Genomic DNA, 17,653 nt, shown 5'->3' with positions numbered 1-17,653 from the left:
CGAGGCCACCGGCCGGTCATGTGCGTACGCGGCAGGTCGCACGCGCCCGACACCGACCGGCAGTGGCATCCGGGCACACGGCCCCCACCGCCGAGTCGACGGCACGCGGCCCGGTTCGGCCGGCGTGCGGCGGTGCACGAGGACAGAACCGCCGCACCGCGTGATGCTGGTGCCGTGAGCACTCAGGACCACGGACACCCCGACCCGGCGGACCGCGCCCCGGCGCCGTCGGTGGGCGTGGAGGAGGAGTACTTCCTCGTCCACCCCGCCACCCGGCGGATGGAGCCCGCGGGCCCGGCGGTCGTCGCGCGGGCCGCCGAGGCGCTGGGCGACCTCGTCTCCGGCGAATTCACCCGGTACCAGATCGAGGGGAAGACACCCCCCTGCGCGAGCCGCGACGACCTGCGCGGGCAACTGGCACGGGTGCGCGCCGCGGCCGTCGCGGCCGCACACGACGAGGGACTGCGGCTGTGCGCCTCCGGCACCCCTCCGGTGGGCGGCGGCGTACCGGACGACATCGGCGACCACCCGCGCTACCTCGCCGGCGCGGACCAGTACCGCGCGCTGCTCGACGACTTCGCCCTCAGCGCCCTGCACGTCCATGTGCACCTGCCCGACCGGGACGTGGCCGTACTGGTCGTCAACCACCTCAGGCCCTGGCTGCCCCTCCTCCTCGCGATGAGCGCCAACTCGCCCTTCCACCGGGGCCGCGACACCGGATACGCGAGCTGGCGGGCCGTCATGCGCGGCGGCTTCCCCTGCCTGGGGCCGCCCCCGTACGCCGCGTCGGCGGCCGAGTACCGGCGGATCTGCGAGGCGATGGCGGAGTCGGAGGCCATGCTGGAGCCGGACATGCCGTTCTGGGACGTCCGGCTCAACCCGCGGCTGCCGACGGTGGAGGTCCGCACCATGGACGTCCTGCCGGACATCGACGACACGGTCGCCCTCACCGCGCTCGTCAGGGCGCTGGTGGTGACGGCGCGGACCAAGGTCGTACGCGACGGCGACCCCGGCCCCCGCACCGGCGCAGAACTGCTGCGCGCCGCGTACTGGCGCGCGGCACGCGACGGCTGGTCCGGCGCGGGCGTCGACGCGTTGAACGGCCGGATCCTGCCCGCCTCTGCGCAGGCGGAGCGGCTGGTGGCGTACGTACGCGACGCTCTGGAGGAGTACGGCGACCTGGCCGAGGTGACGGCGTTCCTGCGGCGCCTGACCGAACGGGGCTGCGGCGCGCGGCTCCAGCGTGCCGCGGCCGCCATGGGGGCGGGCCCCGGGGCGGCCGTGGACGAACTGGTCGCGGCGACGGCCGCGGCGCGGTGGGCGCTGCCCCGGTGAGCGGGCGGGCCCGGCCGCGGGTCAGCGGGCCGTCAGAGTGGTCACCAGCACGTCGCGGTGTGCGATCCGGCCGGGGTCGACCGGCCGGATCGGTGAGACCTGGTGCAGCGTGCGGCGGTCGTCCCCGACCAGCAGGGTGCCCGGCTCGTCCAGCGTCGTCGCCACCACCTGCCTGCCGTCCGGGTCGAACACCGCGCTCTCGCCGCCGTCCGCGTTGCGCCGGGCGATCAGGAGCGAGGAGACGAGGGTGACGCCGTCGCGGTGCAGACCCTCCGGAGTGGGCTCCCCCCGGTCGTCGGCCGCGGCGACGACACGGAAGGGATGCACGTTCACACTCCATTCCGCCGCCCGGGCGAGGCCGTCCGCGAGCTCCCCCAGCAGCCGGATGAGCGCCCTGAGCACGGGATCGGCCGCGAAGGCGTCGGTGAGCGGGTCGAAGTGGCGGTCCACCTGGACGAACAGCGGGTTCGTGTCCCGCGGTTGCACGAACGGGATGTGCGGCAGGAGCGTCAGCTCCCCGGTCGCCGCCGCGAGGGAGAAGTGCCCGTAGCGGCGCAGCCGGCAGGTGCCGCTCTCGGCCGCGTAGCGGTCGGGCGACAGGTCCTCCCAGTGCGCGGCGAAACGGTCCCACGCCCGGCGGTCCGTTCCCGTGCACGCCGTCATGGAGTCGGGCCGCATCAGATGCACACCGGTCGAGTTCAGCGCCCGGCGGGCCGCCTCGACGGAGGCGGTGCGGACCGGGTCGGGGGCGGCACCGGTCGTGGTGCCGTGGTGGGGGCCAGTCATTGCCAACGTCCGTCCACTTCGGTGCGGGCGCCCTGAACGGCGCTCCGGCTTTCATGGTCGGGTTCGCGGCGTCCGCCCGCATCCCGGTCCGGGCCGCCCGGGGGGCGTGCGGCGGCCGGAGGCCGTATGGGACCATCCAGCCATGGATCTCGCCTCTCTTGACCTGGCTGTCAGCCGTCTGCGTGAAGCCGAAGCCGCCCTCGACGCTGCCCGGGCCGATGTCGAGACGGAAGCCGTCGGCGCGGTGCGCGAGGGCGCGCCGGTCGAGGCGGTCTGCGAGGCGTCCGGGCTCACACCGCACGACCTGCTGCGTCTGGAGAAGACGACGGGCACCCTCCCGCACTAGCGCACCCGCTCCGTTCGCCGCGCGTACCGTACCGTCCGGTCCGCGCACCCGGACACGGCCCGACTCGGGGAAACCTTCGCCCGGTTCAGCCGTCGGCCAGGCACAGAACGGGGATCCGCTGCACCTGGTTGTTGCCGAAGCCGCCGCGGTTCCACGGCTGCTCCAGCGGCTGCGTGCGGCCCGCCGCGTCGGTGGCGCGGACGCTCAGCACATGGCGGCCCGGTGCGGCGGTCCAGGACGTCCGCCACCGCCGCCAGGCCCACACGTGCCCGTCCAACGGGGCGAGTTCGGCCTCGCGCCAGGAGCGGCCCCCGTCCGTGCTCACCTCGACCTTGGTGACCTCGCCGTACCCCGACCAGGCCCGGCCCTCCAGCGGCACCGGGCCGGGACGCACGACGCGGGTCCGTGACATGAAGTCGGGGAAACCCGGCGGCGCCATCAGCGCCCGCGGGGCGATGCGCGTGACCGGCTCGCCCGGCTCGTCGGCCGCCTGCCGGTAGCGGTACGCGACGGCCTGCTGGAAGCCGGCGAACGGCGTGTCGGTGAGGGTGATCTCGCGCAGCCACTTCACGTGCGCCATGCCGTACCAGCCGGGGACCACCAGCCGCAGCGGGTGACCGTGCTGGGGCGGCAGGGGGCTGCCGTTCATGCCGTACGCGACCAGCACCCCGGGATCGTCCCCGGTGGCCACCTCCAGCGGCAGACTCCGCCGGTAGTCCTGCTCGACGCCGCGTTCGACACCGTGGTCGGCCCCGCTGAACACCGCCTCTACGGCGTCCGGCCCCACCCCCGCCTCGTCGAGCAGCAGACGCAGCGGCACCCCGGTCCAGTCGGCCGTACCGACCGCTTCCACCAGCCACGGCTGGCTCACGGGCCGCGGTGTCAGACGCGCCCGGCCGTTGCCGGCGCACTCCATGGTCACGCGCCGCGTGACGGCCGGGAAGGAACGCAGTGCCGCCAGGTCCAGCGTCAGCGGCCGGCGGACCCGGCCGCCGACCGTGAGCCGCCAGTCGCCCGAGGCGGCCAGGGGGATGTCGAAGTGGACCAGTACGTAGTGGAGTCCGGGCGGGGTGACGTCGTACCGCAGCGCTTCCAGCGGCAGCCCGTGGTTGCGCGCCGCGAGCCCGAGTTCGTCCTGGCCGATGCCCTCGCCCGGACCGGCGACGCGCCCCGGCGTGCTGACGTCCTCCAGGCGTGCCCCGGCGCGTCCGCCGGGGCCCGCGACGGCGCGTCCCTCCGTACGTCCGTCCATGTCCTCATGGTGCGCTTCTCACGGGCTTGGGGCACCCCGCGACGAATTGCGCCGGTCCGGGGCGGGCGGGATGCTGGACGTATCGGCCCTCCGGCGCACTGTTCGCCCGTGGACGCGGCTGAACGGGGTGCCGGGCGCCGGCGCACGACCGCTCACCGGCGGGCCCGACGGGGGAGAGACCGGGTGGGAAGCGGTTCCGCGTCTCGGCGAGGAGAGGGTCATGGACTCGAAGACTCTGGAAGCGATGCGAACCGCCCTGCGCGGACCGGTCATCGGCCCGCAGGACCCGGAGTACGACACGACCCGCGCCATCTACAACGCCATGATCGACCGGCGCCCGGCCGCCATCGCGCGGTGCGTGGACGCCGCGGACGTCATGGCGGCCGTCGGATTCGTCCGCGACAACGGCCTCGAAGCCGCGGTCCGGGGCGGCGGGCACAGCGGTCCCGGCCTGGGTCTTGTCGAGGACGGCGTGACCATCGACCTGTCGCCCATGCGGTGGGCGCGCGTCGACCCGACCGCACGGGCCGCGCGGGTCGGCGGCGGCAGCCAGCTCGGCGACCTCGACCACGCCGCCCACGGCTTCGGACTCGCCACCCCCGCCGGCATCATGTCGACGACGGGCATCGGCGGCCTCGCCCTCGGCGGCGGACACGGGCATCTGACCCGCAAGTACGGGCTCACGGCGGACAACCTGCTGGCGGCGGACGTCGTCCTGGCCGACGGCAGCTTCGTCACGGCGAGCCCGACCGAGCACCCCGACCTGTTCTGGGCCCTGCGCGGCGGCGGCGGGAACTTCGGCGTCGTCACCGCGTTCAGCTTCCGGCTGCACCCGGTGGGCACCGTGGGCGCCGGCATCACCGTGTGGCCGGTCGACAGCACCCGTGAGGTGCTGCGCTGGTACCGCGAGTTCCTGCCGCAGGCACCCGAGGACCTGAACGGCTTCTTCGCGACGCTCACCGTGCCGCCCGGCCCGCCGTTCCCCGAGGAGCTCCACGGCCACAAGATGTGCGGGGTCGTGTGGTGCTGGACGGGCGACCTGGACCGTCTCGACGCGGCGCTCGCCGTCGTCGGCGAACCGGGCCCGCCGGCCTTCCACTTCGCGGCGCCGATGCCGTACCCGGCGCTCCAGACCATGTTCGACGAGCTGATCCCGGCCGGGTTGCAGTGGTACTGGCGCGGAGACTTCTTCGACCGGATCACGGACGACGCCGTCGACGTGCACGCCAAGTACGCCGAGAACCTGCCCACCGACCTGTCGACCATGCACCTCTACCCGGTGGACGGGGCGGCGAGCCGCGTCGGCCGGGACGACACCGCCTGGAGCTACCGGGACGCCGTGTGGTCCGGCATCATCGGCGGCGTCGACCCCGATCCGGCCAACGCCGAACTGCTGAGGCAGTGGTGCGTCGACTACTGGGAGGAACTGCACCCGCACTCCATGGGCGGCGGTTACGTGAACTTCATGGGCGCGGGCGAACGCCAGGACCGGGTCAGGGCCGCCTACGGCGACCACTACGAACGGCTGGCGGACATCAAGCGGACCTACGACCCGCACAACTTCTTCCACGTCAACCAGAACATCGAGCCGGCGCAGCAGTACTGACCCGCCGCCGGCACCACGGACAGGACGTGAACGCGGGCGCGTACGCGGAGGTCCGGCGGGCGGCCGTCGTCGAGGCGCCGTCCGTACTCGGGCTGCGGCCGTCGGGCGTGCAGGACGCGCCGGCGGCGCTGCTCGGCGCCGGGCTCCGGGCGCGTATCGCGGCGGTGTGGGAGGGCCGGGTCGACCCGCCGGCGTACGACCCCGTGCGCGACCCCCGCACCGGAGTGCTCAACGCGGCGGGCATCGCGCGGTACTCGGTCGAACTGGCGGACAGGGTAGGAGCGGTCCTCGGCCGGGGCCGCTTCCCGGTGGTCCTCGGCGGCGACTGCAGCATTCTGCTGGGCGCCCTTCTCGCCCTGCGCCGCCGTGGACGGCACGGGCTGCTCTTCGTCGACGGCCACACCGACTTCTACCAGCCTTCGGCCGAACCGGCCGGTGAGGCCGCCTCGATGGAGCTGGCCCTGGCCACCGGGCGCGGCCCGCCGCCGCTCACCGGCCTGGAAGGCCGAAGGCCGCTCGTACGGGACGAGGACGTCGTCGCCCTCGGTTTCCGCGACGCCGCCGAATCCGCGGAGGCGGGCATGCAGCCTCTGCCGCCGGGGCTGCACGCGGTCGCCCTCGACGGCGTGCGGGCGGTGGGCGCCGCGGTGGCGGCGCGCCGGGCGGTCGGCCTGCTCACCGCCGGCGGGAGCGACGGGTACTGGGTGCACCTCGACGTGGACGTCCTGGACGACGCCGTGATGCCCGCCGTCGACTACCGGATGCCCGGCGGGCTGACCTGGGCGGAGCTGGAGACCGTGCTGCGGAAGGCGCTCGCCGGCCCGCGGGCCCGGGGACTGGACGTCACCGTCTTCAACCCGCGCCTCGATCCGGACGGGAGCATCGCCGCCCGCCTCACGGAGTGCCTGGGACGGGGGCTGTCGGTGCGCGAGCGCTGACGCGGAGGGCGGCAGCGCAGGCGTCGGCCGGCGCGGCGGCTCGGAGCGGGCGAGTCCGCCCGACGGCTCAGGCGCGCCGCCACAGGGGCCGGACGCGGGCGCGCATGCCCAGCGGCTGGCCGGGGGAGGGGGCGGACGCCGCGGGCGGCCCGTAGAGGACGGTCGCCAGGCAGGCGCCCAGCACCCCGCCGAGCAGCTGGGCGGTGACGAAACCGGGGAGCGACACCGGGGCGATGCCCGTGAGGGAGTCGGTGAGCGCCCGGCCGGCCGTCGCCGCCGGATTCGCGAAGGAGCCCGACGAGGTGAACCAGATCGCGGCGGCGATGTACGAGGCCACGGCGAGCGGGGTCAGCCGGGCGCGCCCGATGCGTTCCAGCCCGTACACCACCACTACGAGTCCGGCCGTGGCGACCGCCTCGCCGAGCAGCAGATGCCCGGCCGACCGCACCTGCGTGGACCAGACGCCCGGCGCCCGGCCGAACATCGACTCCGCCAGCAGGCCCCCGGCCGCCGCGCCCGTGAGCTGCGCGGCGAGGTAGAGGGCGACCTCGCGGCCGCCGAAGCGGTCCGCCGACCGGCGCCGGGACCACCAGGTGAACAGGGTGATCACCGGGTTGAGATGGGCGCCCGAGACCGGGCTGAGCAGCACGATGAGCAGGCCGAGCCCGAGGGCGGAGGCGAGGGTGTTGGCGAGCAGCTGCACCCCGGTGTCCCGGCTGAGGCCGGCGGCCTGGAGCCCGGAGCCGACGATGACGGTCACCAGGGCCGCCGTGCCCACCAGTTCGGCGGCCGCTCGGCGTGGCAGAGCCGTGTCGATGCCCATGCTGTGGTTCCTCCCCCGTGCCCCAAACGCTGTTAATGGAAAATGTATTCCGTATCTTGGAAATGAAGTAGAGCGCCGTCCGAAGGGTGGACACCCGAGCTGCCCGGCGGGACCCACTCCGGGGCGCCGCGAGGCCGCCCACGGCCCCATGGGGCACCTGCCATGAGCCGCGCGGCGGCCACGCCGTAGGCTGCGGGCGCCGAGCCGGGAGCCGGGGCGGCCTGCCCGCCGCTTTACGGACCACCTACACTCGTCCTCCGTTCCGGCTGCCGCCGGGATCCGCACGTACCGATTGAAGGGCCCTCTCCGACGTGAGTTCCGCGAACCGTGCCGACGCACCGATCTATGCAGACCTCGTGGAGGAGCGGGGCGACGTACCCGCAGAGGTGCGCCAGGTCGCCGAGAAGACGCTGCGCGAGGTCGAGCAGGCGATGGACTTCAGCGCCGTACGGGCCACGGCCGCGCGCTGGTAGGCGGGGCGCCCGGAAGTCGCCGGGCCGCCCTCAGCCGGCCAGGCGCCTCAGCACGGCGGGAAGCGCCGTCCCGATCGGCTCGCGCACGACCTCGGCGGCCAGCTCGTCGTAGGGCGTCGGCTCGGCGTTGACGACGACCAGCCGGGCGCCGTGCTCCGCCGCGATCCCGGCGAGCGAGGCGGCGGGCTGCACCTTCAGGCTCGTGCCCACGGCCACGAACACGTCGCTCGCCTTGGCGATCGCCAGAGCCTGCGCCATCACCACCGGGTCGAGACGCTGTCCGAACATCACCGTGGCCGACTTCAGGATGCCCCCGCACTCACGGCACGGCGGATCCTCCTCGCCCGCCCGCACGCGCGCCAGCGCGTCCTCCATCGGGGAACGGGCGTGGCAACCGGTGCAGACCGTTGACCGCGCGGACCCGTGCAGTTCCAGGACCTTGCGGGCGGGCATCCCGGCCATCTGGTGCAGCCCGTCGACGTTCTGCGTGAGCACCCGCACCGGCACCCCCGAGCGCTCCAGCCCGGCGACGGCCCGGTGCGCGTCGTTCGGCAGGGCGCGCAGCGCGGGGCTTTCGAGCCGCATGCGCCAGGCGCGGCGCCGGATGTCCGGGTCGGCCATGTAGAAGCCGTACGTGACGAGCTTCTCCGCCTCCGGATCGCGCCGCCACAGGCCGTTCGGCCCGCGGTAGTCGGGGATGCCGGAGTCCGTGGAGATCCCGGCTCCGCTGAGGACGGCCACCAGCGGCCGCCGTGCAGTGCCGTTGTCGCTCATGTCCGTGAGCCTAGGCCGCGCCCGGCGCGCCGTCGACGCGATTGACGCGAGCTTCCCGGTTCCCCGGCGCGGGTCCCCCGGAACCGCGCGGGGCGGTCCCCGCGTCCCTCCGCTCGACGCGCTGCACGCGCGGGACCGGCGACTTCCAGGGGGTTCTGACATGACCGGCACGGCCACGCGGTACCTCTACCTCGCCCGCCACGGCGAGGCGTCAGCGGACGAGACGGCCCTGACCGGAGCCGGACGCCGGCAGGCCGTGCGGCTCGGTGAACGGCTGCGCGGGACGCCGCTGGCCGCCGTGCACCACGGTCCGCTGCCCCGCGCGGCCGAGACGGCACGGCTCGTCGCCGAACAGCTCGACGGCGTACCGCTGCACCGGTCGGAGCCGGCCGGCGACTACATCCCGTACGTTCCGCGCCGGGAGGAACTTCCGCCGGACTCGGCCGACGGCCTGCTGGACTTCCTCGCGAAGTTCCCGGCCGAGGAGCGCGAGCGCGGGCCCGCGCTCGCCCGGGAGGCCCTCGCGCGGTTCACGGGGCCGGTGGAGGGCGGGCTGCCGCGGCACGAACTGGTGGTCACCCACAACTTCCTCATCGGCTGGCTGGTCCGGGCAGCCCTCGACGCGCCCGCGTGGCGCTGGGTCGGCCTCAACCACGGCAACGCCGCCCTGACGGTGATCCGGTACGCGCCGGGCAGGCCGTCCTCCGTGCTCTGCCACAACGACGTGCGGCACCTGCCGGCGGACCTGCGCTGGACCGGTTTCCCGCCCGACCTGCACATCTGAGACCCACGGGACGGCGGGGCGGGGATCCACCCCGCACCGGCCCCACCGCCCGTAATGCGGGACTATGGGAGTACGTACGTCTGAGGGCGGGGCAACGTTTTCTCAGCGAGGAGGCGACGACATGGGCAGGTCCGATCGCTACGAACTGGTCTTCGTGCGTCCGGGCGCACCGGCAGCCGTCCCGGACACGGCGGACGTCGTGGAAGTGCACCGCACGGAACGGAGCGGGCCCGGCGGCCACCCCGTGTACGCGGACGACACCGGCATCGTCCTGGCCGAGATAAGCGACCGGGACGAGGTGCGCATGATCGCCAGCGGCGGGCACCAGGACCCGGCCGTGGCGGTCCAGGTCCGCCCGGCCTAGCGCGCGCCCCACCGGTTGCCGCAGTCGCCGCCCGCGCTTCTGATGGGGGGAGGGCCCGGCCCGGACGTCCCTGTCCGAAAGGGTCACGCAGGAAGCGGTAAACAGCGCGGAAGGCGGATCGATTCATGGCACTCGTACTGCGTCCCGGCCGGCCGGACGATGCCGCCGAGTGCGGCAGGATCTGCTACGCCGCGTTCTCCGGCATCGCCCTGGAACACGGCTTCTCCTCCGACGTTCCGGGCGCGGAGACGGCCGAGGGCATGTTCAAGACGCTCCTGAACCACCCCGGCTTCTACACGGTCGTGGCCGAGGTGGACGGCCGGATCGTCGGCAGCAACTTCCTGGACGAGCGGTCGCCCGTCGTCGGCGTCGGGCCGATCACGGTGGATCCGGCCGTCCAGAACGGCGGCCTCGGACGCCGGCTCATGGAAGACGTCATGCGGCGGGCCGCCGAGCGGCGCGCACCCGGGATCCGGCTGCTGCAGAGCGGCTACCACTCGCGCTCGTTCGCCCTGTACGCCGGGCTCGGATTCGAGTTCCGCGACACGATGGCCTGTCTCCAGGGACCGCCGATCAAAGAGACGGTGGCGGGGTACGAGGTGCGGCCCGCGACGGACGCGGACGTCGCGGCCTGCAACGAGCTGTGCCGCAGGGTGCACGGCGCCGACCGCGGCGGCGAACTCGTCGACGGGGTCAAGGCGGGCACGGCCCGCGTGAGCGAGCACGGCGGCCGTATCACCGGCTACGCCACGGACCTGTCCTTCTTCGCCCACGCGGTCGGCGAGAGCACCGAGGACATCAGGGCGCTCGTCGCCGCCGCGCCGTCCTTCGGCGGCCCGGGCATCCTCGTCCCCGCCTCGAACGGGGTGCTGCTGCGCTGGTGTCTGGGCCACGGCCTCAAGGTGCAGCAGCTGATGAGCCTGATGACCGTCGGGCTCTACAACCAGCCCGCCGGTGCGTACCTGCCCTCCGTCCTCTACTGACGGGCCCCCGGTCCGGGGTCCGCCCGACCGGCTTCCCGGCCGATTTCCCGGTGGTGTGAAGAGATGCCGTAGGGGGCGTTCGGGTGGTTGCCGGCCCGGGGCGCAACCGAGCGGGGCCTCAGGGGGTTGCTGTGGGTCAGTGACGATCCCTGGAGGTTCCGATGAACAGCACCCCGATTCCCGGGCTACCGCCGAGGACGCCGCGATGGGCGTTCGACCCGTACCGCTTCCACGGCCTGGACGACCTGGACCAGCCGCCCGTGGCGGCGGCCCTCGACGATGCCGACGACTACTCCCTGCTGGCCCCGCAGCCCTCGCAGGGGCCGTCCTTCTCCCTGGGGACCACGGACAGGCGCCGCCTGGACCTCCACGCGGCCCTGACCACCAACGGTGTCGCACCCCTGCCCGGCGACCTCGAAGCCATCGACGTCCTGAGCCGGCTCGACGAGCCCACGGTCAGGGCCGTCCTGCGGTGGATCACCAGTCCCTGACCCGCGCCGCGCGCCCGTGCGCGGCCGGGCACGGCAGGGGCGCGATCGGGGCCCGGGGACGGGAACACCTCACCGGTCCACCGTGTTGTGGTGGGAAAGCCGGCCGCCGTACGCACGGCGAACCGTCCGCCCCTTCCGTGAGCCCGGGAAGTCATGTTCAGTCCCCGCATCGTTGTCTCCACCGCCGCCACGGGCGCCCTGGTCGCCGCACTGGTGGGCTGCGCGGGCGCCGGCACCGGCCGGGCGGACGCCAGGCCCCCGGCCGCCGCCTCGGTCCTCACGGACGCCTCGCCGCCCGCGCGGGCCCCCGCCACGGCGTCCGCCGAGCCCGCCGCCGCCGAGAGTCCCGCACGCCAACAGGCGGCGGTGATGGCCATACCGTCCATCGGCGTGACGGATCTGCGCGTCGTCCCGTACGAGGGAACGACCGACGACTGGGCCGGTACGAAGATCCAGGACCGCGGGGTGGCGGCCAGTCCGTACGGTGACGGGGGCGGCGTAGGGCCGGGCGAGGTCGGCAACTACCTCGTCACGGCGCACCGCCTCTCCGCCGGCGGACCCCTGCGCGACCTTCCCTCCGTGGACGAGGGCGACTCCGTCTTCGTCACGGCGGGCGGCAAGGAGTACGAGTACGAGATCACCGACACCCGCAAGACGTCGTTCCGCTCGGAGCGGTCGCTGGCCGAGCAGCGGGCCGCCGTTCCGGGGTCGCCCGGCAAGAAGCCGACCGAGGCGATGATCACGGTGTCCACCTGCGCCACGCCGGAGGACGACGCGGCCGGCAACTTCTGGCGCGACGCCAAGGGCAACCCCGAGCACCGCATCGACAAGATCGGCGTGCTGGTCTCGTCGCGGACGGCGACGGCCGGGTAGCCGGCCGGTCGCCGCGTACCCGGTCGAACACCGGCGCACGGGATGTGGCTTGCGGGTGACGGGCGGCGTGCGGCCGTGTCCGGGCGGACCGTTCGGCCGTTGCTCCAGTCATGATCAAAGCTAAGCGTGTCCTCGCCGTCGCGGCCCTCGCCGCGGGGGTCTCCGCCCTCGCCGCGCCGTCCGCGACGGCCGCCGAAACCTCCGGTGGCTACCTGCTGTCGGTTCCCGAAGAGCTCGACAAGCTCGGATCGAGCGCCATCCCCGTCGACCGCCGGGCCGAGGTGCCGACCGTGACCGACCAGCTCAAGGGGTTCGGCCAGCTGCACAAGCTCAACGAGCTCCAGCAGTTCACCGGCATGGTGGCGCCGCTCACGGGCGCGGTTCCCGAGCTGGGCTAGCCCCTCCGGCGACGCCGGCGGTTCCATCGGGACGCCGGGGGCGATTACGCCCCCGGCGTCCCGCCGTCGGTTCAGGCGAACGCCGCGAGCACGCGGCTGTGGCCGTACTGCCAGACCGGTCCCGCCTCGGCGAAGCCCGCCTTCCGCAGCAGTTCGGTATGACGCTCGGCGCTCAGGCCGTTGTCGTCGCCGTCCAGGCGCCGCCGGCCGCGCTCCGCCACGAGCGGCGCCAGCTCCGGGGCGGCGTACACGGCGGCCCACCACGACTGCCAGTCCTCGTGACCGCGCGCGTCCAGCCTCCCGGCCCGCCGGGAACCCACGTGGCGGGCGAGGCGTGCGACCAGCGGCTCCTCGGGAACGAAGTGGTCGGCGTTGACGACCACCCCGCCGGGGCGCAGCAGGGACCGCAGCCGTGCGTACACGTCGAGCAGGACCGGCTCGGGCAGGTAGTGCAGCGCGGTGGCGGACACCGCGGCGTCCAGCGGCCGGTCCAGGGCCAGCGCGTCGGTCCAGCCGGGGGAGCCGATCGGCACGTCCGCGAACCTGGCCGCCGTACCGCAGTGTCGGCGTCCCAGCTCCAGCAGCAGCGGATCCGCGTCCACGGCGACAATCTCCCACTCCGGGTGCCGGGCGACGAGCCGTGCGGTGAGCGACCCGGGGCCGCATCCCAGATCTGCCACAAGCGGCCGGCGCTGCCCCGCCGTGGTGTGCTCGACGACGTCCGCGATCACGGTGAAGCGTTCCTCGCGGTCGATCGCGTACCGTTCCTGCTGGATGTCCCAGCGCCGGATCCACTCCGCCGCCGCTTCCGGTGTCAACTGCTGTGTCACGTGGTGCCCTTGGTCGCTGTACTGGTTGAAGGCGCGGGCGAGCCGCAAGGTCGTGCGTACACGTCGGCCGTCGCGACCGGCGGCCCGGCGTTCAGCACGTCGCCGCACCCCGCGCCCGCCGGTCGATCCCGTCCAGCACGTCGAGCAGCCGGTCGATCTCGTCCGCGGTGTTGTACACGTGCAGGCTCACCCGCACGGAACTCTCCTCCTCGCCCGAGCGCGCCTGGCAGTGCCCGTCGGCCCGCACCATCAGATCGTGGCTGGACAGGACGAAGCCGAGGTCGTTGGAGCCGACGGCGCGGTGCCGGAACGTGACGATGCCCTGGCGCCGCTGCACGGACGAGTCCGCGGCCAGACTGAGGGGGCAGCCCAGCACCTCGTACGACGGCAGGCGCCGCAGCCCGTCCGTCAGCCGGGCGCCGAGCCCGACCGTCCACCGCTCGATCCGGTCGGTGCCGGCCTCGTCCAGCCAGTCGAGCGCCGCCGTCAGGCTCACGGCGCCCGTGGTGTTGGGGCTGCCGCTCCAGCCGCCGGGCCGGAACCCGGGCCCGCGCTCCTGACGCGCCCAGACGGCGCCCGAGCCGGGCAGCGCCATCGCCTTGTGCCCGGAGAAGACGACGAAGTCCACGTCGAGCGCTCCGACGTCGACGGGCAGGTGGCCGACGCTCTGGGCGGCGTCCAGGCAGATGGGCACGTCGGGGCCCACCGTGCGGCGGACGCGGTGCACGTTCATGTCCGCCCCGTACACGTGGTGCACGTGCGTGACCGCCACGAAACGGGTCCGCTCGTTGACGAGCGCGGCGAGCGCCGTCCGGTCGTAGTCCCGGGACCCGGCCTCGTACGGCATCTCCCTGATCACGATGCGGATCCCGCGCTCACCCAGCAGCCGCCGCGCCTCCAGCCACGGCTGGGCGTTGGCCTCGTGGTCGGCGAAGGGGACGACGATCTCGTCGCCGTCCCGGAGCCACGTGGTGAGCCAGTCCCGGGCGACCGTACGCAGCCCCTCCGTGGTGCCGCCGGTCAGGTGGACCGTGGAGCGCTCCGGGGCCGGATCGCGCAGAAATCGCTTCACGCGGTCGCGCGCCCGGTCCACCAGCGCGGTGGTCTCGTTGGCCCAGGTGTACGTGCCGCGCCCGGCGTTGGCGTTGGAGGTGGTGAGATACGTCCGCACCGCGTCCAGGACGGCCTGCGGCTTCTGCGCGGTGGCTGCGCTGTCGAGATAGACCGGCGCGGGCCGGCGGGCCAGGATGGGGAACTGGGCGCGCAGCCCGGCCTGCCAGTCGCTCAGGTCCCGCAGATCGCGCTCGTGGCCCGGACTCAGGGGCGGATCGGTGCCCAGCGCGGGGGAGGCCGGCATGTCAGTCCCTCACCATCGGCGCGCCGGCGTCCCGCCACGCGATGACGCCGCCCGCCAGGCTTCGTACGTCGGTGTGCCCCATGCGGGTGAGCAGCGCGGCGTACTTCACGGACTGCTCGCCGACCGGGCAGACGAGCAGCACGGGCTGCTTGCTGCCGAAGGGCAGGCCGCCGTGGAGGAGTTCGTCGAAGAGCTGGTCGACGATGTTGACCGATCCCTCGATGTGCAGGGCGTGGAAGGCGATGGAGCCGCGCAGGTCGATCACGAGCGGGCGGTCCCGCTCGATCCACGCCCGGGCCCCGGCGACGTCGACGACGGTGACGGTGGCCGGCTCGGAGTCGCGCAGGGCGGCCATGGAGTGCGGCCGGGCGGGCTGGTTCAGCAGCTCGGGACGCCTCTGCCGGACGTAGCTCATGTAGCTCTCGACCCGGTCGCAGACGATGAAGACCGCCGACCTGCGCTCGGTCAGCCCTTCGTCGACCTGCCGGAGACTGCGGACCGCGCCGGAGTACGCCGCCCCGCCCGTGGGGCCCGCCAGCATGCCGCAGCGCCGTACGAGGGTGAGCATGCCGTCGATGGCCTCGTCCGCGGTCACCGACTCGACGGTGTCGTACGTCGCCGGGTCGAAGAGCCCCACCTCGTGGACCTCGTCGATGTTGCGGATGCCGGGGATGAAGTCCGACTTGTGGGCGACCAGGCCGATGACCGAGGTGGAGCCGTTGTGGGCGCGCAGCGCGCGGGCCGTGCCGGTGGAGGAGCCGGCGGTGCCGACACAGGCCACGAAGTAGTCGGGGGCGCTGCCGCCGAGGTCCTTGATGATCTCGGGTCCTGTGCCGCAGGCGTGCGCCTCGACGTTCAGCGGGTTGTAGTACTGGTCGGTGTGGAGGACGGCGCTGTCGGTGTCGGACAGCATCTGGTGGATCCGGGTCAGCGGGTCGTCGGTATGGGTGGGGTCGAGGCATTCGGACCGGCCGGGGAGTTCCTCGATCTCGGCGCCGAGCAGCAGCAGGAGGTCCTTGATCTCCGGGACCTTCATCCGGTTGGTGACGCTCTTGAAGGGAAGGCCGTGCATTCCGGCGATGACGGCCAGCGCTTTCGCCGTATTGCCGCTCGACAGCTCCACGACGGAATGGCCGTTCGCCCGCGCGGCCTCCAGATGGGGCCGTGCCATGTTCCACGCGGCACGGTCCTTCACGGAGCCGAAGGGGTTGAGCATTTCGAGCTTCGCGTACAGGTCGATGTTCCGCAGCCCGTGCACGGAAGGATCGATACGGACCAGGGGAGTGTCGCCTATCACCTCGGTGATGCTGTCGTACCTCATGTGTGCTCCCCCGTGACGATGTTGGGCCAGTACTGGTCGTCGAGACACCAGCGCCAGGAGCCGGCGTCCTGGAAGGCCGCGACCTTGCGGGCTATCGGCTGGCGCAGTGCGTGGTCGGCGCTGAAGTCCATGAAGTAGCCCGCCGTGTTCGCGAACGCGAGCAGGTCCCCGGTGGCCGGCAGGCGGGGCAGGTGGACGGTGCGCCGGGTGATGAAGTCCGCCTCCAGGCACAGGTTCCCGATGAGGTGGACGCCGACCGGCCCGGGGCCGCCGCCCTCCGCGCCGGCGTTTCCGCCGGGCCGGGGGACGAGTACGGGGTCGACCAGGACGCCGTGCTCCTCCAGGCTGACGTCACGGGCGTTCATGTCCAGCCGTACGAAGCAGTCGCCGTCCGCCGTGTGCCGCACTTCGAGGACCCGGCCGAGGGTGAGCCCGCTCTGGTCGACGAGGGCGCGGCCGGGCTCGGTGTACAGGTCGAAGAGGTGCTCCAGGAGGAGTGTGGCCAGTGGCCGTCCGCCCAGCGACGGGGCGGGCAGGGACAGGAGCGCTTCCAGGTACTGCGGTCCCGCGACCGGCCGGTGGGCCGGATAGAGGCCGAGCGCGCCGCGTACGGTGCCCCCTTCGCCGCGCAGCCCGTAGCCGTGGCTCTGCCAGGTCAGCGGTGGGCGCCTGCCCAGCACGGCGTGGGTGAGCTCGGTGGTGTACCGCTCCCACTGCTCCCCGTCGTCCAGGTAGTTGACGCCGAAGCCGCCGCCGATGTCGACGACGCTGGGTCGCAGGCCGCGGCCGGCGCACGCGTTCATGACCGTGATGCAGTTCTCGAGCGCCACGGCCTTCTCGGGCAGGCCGATCGTGTCGAGGTGGTAGGCGACGCCGATGAGTTCCGTGGTGTCGCGGTGGCTCTCGACCGCGTCCAGCAGGGCGTCCAGCTCCCGCACGGACGTGCCGAACCGGCTTCTGCGGGTCAGCACCGTGGTGCCGGTCGCCTCGAAGGACGAGAGGCGCAGCAGAATGCGTACGCGGGGCAGTCCGAACTTCCCGACAAGAGCGGCGAGTTCGGCCAGTTCCGCCCGCGAGTCGATGTTGACGGTGATCCCGCTGCGGGCGGCCAGCCAGAGGAGTTCGGGGTTCTTGGGGCCCGTGGCCATGATCCGGTCGGGGGCGAAGCCCGCGCCGAGGGCGTGCTGGAGTTCGCCGAGCGAGGCGATGTCCACGGCGGCGGGTGTGGCCGCGAGCCGCCGCAGCAGCGCACTGGACCTGTTCGCCTTGTGGGCGAAGAAGACGTCACCACTGAGGCGGTGGCGCCGGTACACCGACCGGAACCGCTCCAGGTTCTCGGCGACCTGGTCGGGCAGGACCACGTTGAGCGGTGAGCCGAGCGCGCAGACCAGGTCGTGCAGGAACGCGGGGGAGTCCAGCAGCGAGCGGAGCCTGGATTCCAGGCGCGGAGCAAGAAAGAGCGGAGTCGCCATGTGGGACGCGGTCTCCATCTTCTCGTGGGTGGACCTCGTGAATGGACCTCTTGGGTGGACCTCGCGGGTGGGACCTCGTGGGGTGGATGCATCCGGGCCGGAGAAGCAGACGCGACGACACTAGAGCATGAAAATCGTTACCATCAAGTGGTTTCGGGACATGCCGGAAAAGCGGGCAAATCGGATTGTTGAATTCCGCCCGTGCTGTCGGCGTCATGACCCACGATGAGCTGCGCACGGACCGGGAGAAGGGGCCTCAACTGCGGTTCCGGACCCGGCGGGCCGTCTGGCCCCCCCCGGCGCGGGGGCCCGACACCCGCCCGCGGGGGGGGAACCCGCCCCCCCCCGCCCCCGGGGCCCGCCCGGCCCCCCCACCCCTGCCCCCCCCCCGGGCCCGCCGGGGCCCGCCCCACGACCGCCTTCGGTTTCGGGTACGCCGCCGGATTC

19 protein-coding genes are annotated in these 17,653 nt (G+C 73.5%); 11 read left to right on the top strand and 8 right to left on the bottom strand.

Annotated features, from left to right (window positions below; translation table 11 throughout):
- Window positions 1-174: 174 nt before the first annotated feature.
- Entirely contained in the window at window positions 175-1,335 is a 1,161-nt protein-coding gene (locus ACWGH0_RS22630; protein WP_453406004.1) for a carboxylate-amine ligase, read from the top strand.
- Window positions 1,336-1,356: 21 nt separating this feature from the next.
- Here ACWGH0_RS22630 and ACWGH0_RS22625 read toward each other — a convergent pair whose 3' ends face one another.
- A complete protein-coding gene (locus tag ACWGH0_RS22625) occupies window positions 1,357-2,121 on the bottom strand; it encodes a 2OG-Fe dioxygenase family protein (RefSeq protein ID WP_453406003.1) in 765 nt (254 codons plus the stop codon).
- A gap of 142 nt (window positions 2,122-2,263) precedes the next feature.
- Here ACWGH0_RS22625 and ACWGH0_RS22620 point away from each other — a divergent pair, with 142 nt between their 5' ends.
- A complete protein-coding gene (locus ACWGH0_RS22620; protein ID WP_453406002.1) occupies window positions 2,264-2,467 on the top strand; it encodes a hypothetical protein in 204 nt (67 codons plus the stop codon).
- An 85-nt stretch (window positions 2,468-2,552) separates the two neighbouring features.
- On the opposite strand, the gene ACWGH0_RS22615 is transcribed toward ACWGH0_RS22620, so the two are convergent.
- Entirely contained in the window at window positions 2,553-3,719 is a 1,167-nt protein-coding gene (locus ACWGH0_RS22615) for a sulfite oxidase (RefSeq protein WP_453406001.1), read from the bottom strand.
- A gap of 220 nt (window positions 3,720-3,939) precedes the next feature.
- On the opposite strand from ACWGH0_RS22615, the gene ACWGH0_RS22610 reads away from it, so the two are divergent.
- Both ACWGH0_RS22610 and ACWGH0_RS22605 read left to right on the top strand, forming a co-directional pair.
- A complete protein-coding gene (locus ACWGH0_RS22610; protein WP_453406000.1) occupies window positions 3,940-5,325 on the top strand; it encodes an FAD-binding oxidoreductase in 1,386 nt (461 codons plus the stop codon).
- Between the two features lie 26 nt (window positions 5,326-5,351).
- Window positions 5,352-6,263, top strand: a complete 912-nt coding sequence (locus ACWGH0_RS22605) for an arginase family protein (protein WP_453405999.1) — start codon at window positions 5,352-5,354, stop codon at window positions 6,261-6,263.
- A 67-nt stretch (window positions 6,264-6,330) separates the two neighbouring features.
- Here the strand turns inward: ACWGH0_RS22605 and ACWGH0_RS22600 are convergent, their stop codons facing one another.
- Complete coding sequence (locus ACWGH0_RS22600; RefSeq protein WP_453405998.1) at window positions 6,331-7,086, bottom strand: aquaporin; 756 nt, start codon at window positions 7,084-7,086, stop codon at window positions 6,331-6,333.
- Between the two features lie 311 nt (window positions 7,087-7,397).
- Between ACWGH0_RS22600 and ACWGH0_RS22595 the strand changes: the two genes are divergently transcribed.
- The gene (locus ACWGH0_RS22595) at window positions 7,398-7,559 is read left to right on the top strand and encodes a hypothetical protein (RefSeq protein WP_453405997.1); all 162 of its coding nucleotides are present in this window, start codon (window positions 7,398-7,400) and stop codon (window positions 7,557-7,559) included.
- Between the two features lie 30 nt (window positions 7,560-7,589).
- Here ACWGH0_RS22595 and ACWGH0_RS22590 read toward each other — a convergent pair whose 3' ends face one another.
- A complete protein-coding gene (locus ACWGH0_RS22590) occupies window positions 7,590-8,333 on the bottom strand; it encodes an SIR2 family NAD-dependent protein deacylase (RefSeq protein ID WP_453405996.1) in 744 nt (247 codons plus the stop codon).
- A gap of 160 nt (window positions 8,334-8,493) precedes the next feature.
- Here ACWGH0_RS22590 and ACWGH0_RS22585 point away from each other — a divergent pair, with 160 nt between their 5' ends.
- From ACWGH0_RS22585 to ACWGH0_RS22560, 6 genes are all read left to right on the top strand, one after another.
- Entirely contained in the window at window positions 8,494-9,117 is a 624-nt protein-coding gene (locus ACWGH0_RS22585; RefSeq protein ID WP_453405995.1) for a histidine phosphatase family protein, read from the top strand.
- Window positions 9,118-9,238: 121 nt separating this feature from the next.
- Window positions 9,239-9,481: a DUF6296 family protein gene (locus ACWGH0_RS22580; RefSeq protein WP_453405994.1), complete on the top strand. Its 243-nt coding sequence runs from the start codon at window positions 9,239-9,241 to the stop codon at window positions 9,479-9,481.
- A gap of 125 nt (window positions 9,482-9,606) precedes the next feature.
- The gene (locus ACWGH0_RS22575) at window positions 9,607-10,464 is read left to right on the top strand and encodes a GNAT family N-acetyltransferase (protein WP_453405993.1); all 858 of its coding nucleotides are present in this window, start codon (window positions 9,607-9,609) and stop codon (window positions 10,462-10,464) included.
- Between the two features lie 161 nt (window positions 10,465-10,625).
- Complete coding sequence (locus tag ACWGH0_RS22570; RefSeq protein ID WP_453405992.1) at window positions 10,626-10,955, top strand: hypothetical protein; 330 nt, start codon at window positions 10,626-10,628, stop codon at window positions 10,953-10,955.
- A 153-nt stretch (window positions 10,956-11,108) separates the two neighbouring features.
- A complete protein-coding gene (locus tag ACWGH0_RS22565) occupies window positions 11,109-11,828 on the top strand; it encodes a sortase domain-containing protein (RefSeq protein ID WP_453405991.1) in 720 nt (239 codons plus the stop codon).
- Window positions 11,829-11,938: 110 nt separating this feature from the next.
- On the top strand, window positions 11,939-12,226 hold the full coding sequence (locus ACWGH0_RS22560; RefSeq protein WP_453405990.1) for a hypothetical protein: 288 nt from the start codon (window positions 11,939-11,941) through the stop codon (window positions 12,224-12,226).
- A gap of 71 nt (window positions 12,227-12,297) precedes the next feature.
- Here ACWGH0_RS22560 and ACWGH0_RS22555 read toward each other — a convergent pair whose 3' ends face one another.
- The 4 genes from ACWGH0_RS22555 to ACWGH0_RS22540 form a co-directional block, all read right to left on the bottom strand.
- Window positions 12,298-13,056, bottom strand: coding sequence for a class I SAM-dependent methyltransferase (locus tag ACWGH0_RS22555; protein WP_453405989.1), 759 nt, complete (start codon window positions 13,054-13,056; stop codon window positions 12,298-12,300).
- Window positions 13,057-13,147: 91 nt separating this feature from the next.
- Window positions 13,148-14,413 carry an aminotransferase class V-fold PLP-dependent enzyme gene (locus ACWGH0_RS22550; RefSeq protein ID WP_453405988.1) on the bottom strand — a complete coding sequence of 422 codons (1,266 nt, stop codon included), beginning with the start codon at window positions 14,411-14,413 and terminating at the stop codon, window positions 13,148-13,150.
- 1 nt (window position 14,414) lies between these two features.
- Window positions 14,415-15,734: a pyridoxal-phosphate dependent enzyme gene (locus ACWGH0_RS22545; protein ID WP_453405987.1), complete on the bottom strand. Its 1,320-nt coding sequence runs from the start codon at window positions 15,732-15,734 to the stop codon at window positions 14,415-14,417.
- A complete protein-coding gene (locus tag ACWGH0_RS22540; protein ID WP_453405986.1) occupies window positions 15,731-17,224 on the bottom strand; it encodes a Y4yA family PLP-dependent enzyme in 1,494 nt (497 codons plus the stop codon). The genes ACWGH0_RS22545 and ACWGH0_RS22540 overlap by 4 nt, the downstream gene beginning before the upstream one ends.
- Window positions 17,225-17,653 lie beyond the last annotated feature (429 nt).

The organism is Streptomyces sp. NPDC054887, from assembly GCF_053610585.1.
The sequence above is the reverse complement of the archived record's forward strand: the minus strand, read 5'-3'. Positions and strand labels throughout refer to the sequence as shown.

Bases quoted from the DNA above. Each gene is read 5' to 3' on its own strand.
- ACWGH0_RS22625 (WP_453406003.1), bottom strand. From the start codon at position 2,121: ATGACTGGCCCCCACCACGGCACCACGACCGGTGCCGCCCCCGACCCG.
- ACWGH0_RS22610 (WP_453406000.1), top strand. From the start codon at position 3,940: ATGGACTCGAAGACTCTGGAAGCGATGCGAACCGCCCTGCGCGGACCG.
- ACWGH0_RS22615 (WP_453406001.1), bottom strand. From the start codon at position 3,719: ATGGACGGACGTACGGAGGGACGCGCCGTCGCGGGCCCCGGCGGACGC.
- ACWGH0_RS22580 (WP_453405994.1), top strand. From the start codon at position 9,239: ATGGGCAGGTCCGATCGCTACGAACTGGTCTTCGTGCGTCCGGGCGCA.
- ACWGH0_RS22620 (WP_453406002.1), top strand. From the start codon at position 2,264: ATGGATCTCGCCTCTCTTGACCTGGCTGTCAGCCGTCTGCGTGAAGCC.
- ACWGH0_RS22575 (WP_453405993.1), top strand. From the start codon at position 9,607: ATGGCACTCGTACTGCGTCCCGGCCGGCCGGACGATGCCGCCGAGTGC.
- ACWGH0_RS22540 (WP_453405986.1), bottom strand. From the start codon at position 17,224: ATGGAGACCGCGTCCCACATGGCGACTCCGCTCTTTCTTGCTCCGCGC.
- ACWGH0_RS22565 (WP_453405991.1), top strand. From the start codon at position 11,109: ATGTTCAGTCCCCGCATCGTTGTCTCCACCGCCGCCACGGGCGCCCTG.
- ACWGH0_RS22570 (WP_453405992.1), top strand. From the start codon at position 10,626: ATGAACAGCACCCCGATTCCCGGGCTACCGCCGAGGACGCCGCGATGG.
- ACWGH0_RS22600 (WP_453405998.1), bottom strand. From the start codon at position 7,086: ATGGGCATCGACACGGCTCTGCCACGCCGAGCGGCCGCCGAACTGGTG.
- ACWGH0_RS22585 (WP_453405995.1), top strand. From the start codon at position 8,494: ATGACCGGCACGGCCACGCGGTACCTCTACCTCGCCCGCCACGGCGAG.
- ACWGH0_RS22550 (WP_453405988.1), bottom strand. From the start codon at position 14,413: ATGCCGGCCTCCCCCGCGCTGGGCACCGATCCGCCCCTGAGTCCGGGC.
- ACWGH0_RS22590 (WP_453405996.1), bottom strand. From the start codon at position 8,333: ATGAGCGACAACGGCACTGCACGGCGGCCGCTGGTGGCCGTCCTCAGC.
- ACWGH0_RS22545 (WP_453405987.1), bottom strand. From the start codon at position 15,734: ATGAGGTACGACAGCATCACCGAGGTGATAGGCGACACTCCCCTGGTC.
- ACWGH0_RS22560 (WP_453405990.1), top strand. From the start codon at position 11,939: ATGATCAAAGCTAAGCGTGTCCTCGCCGTCGCGGCCCTCGCCGCGGGG.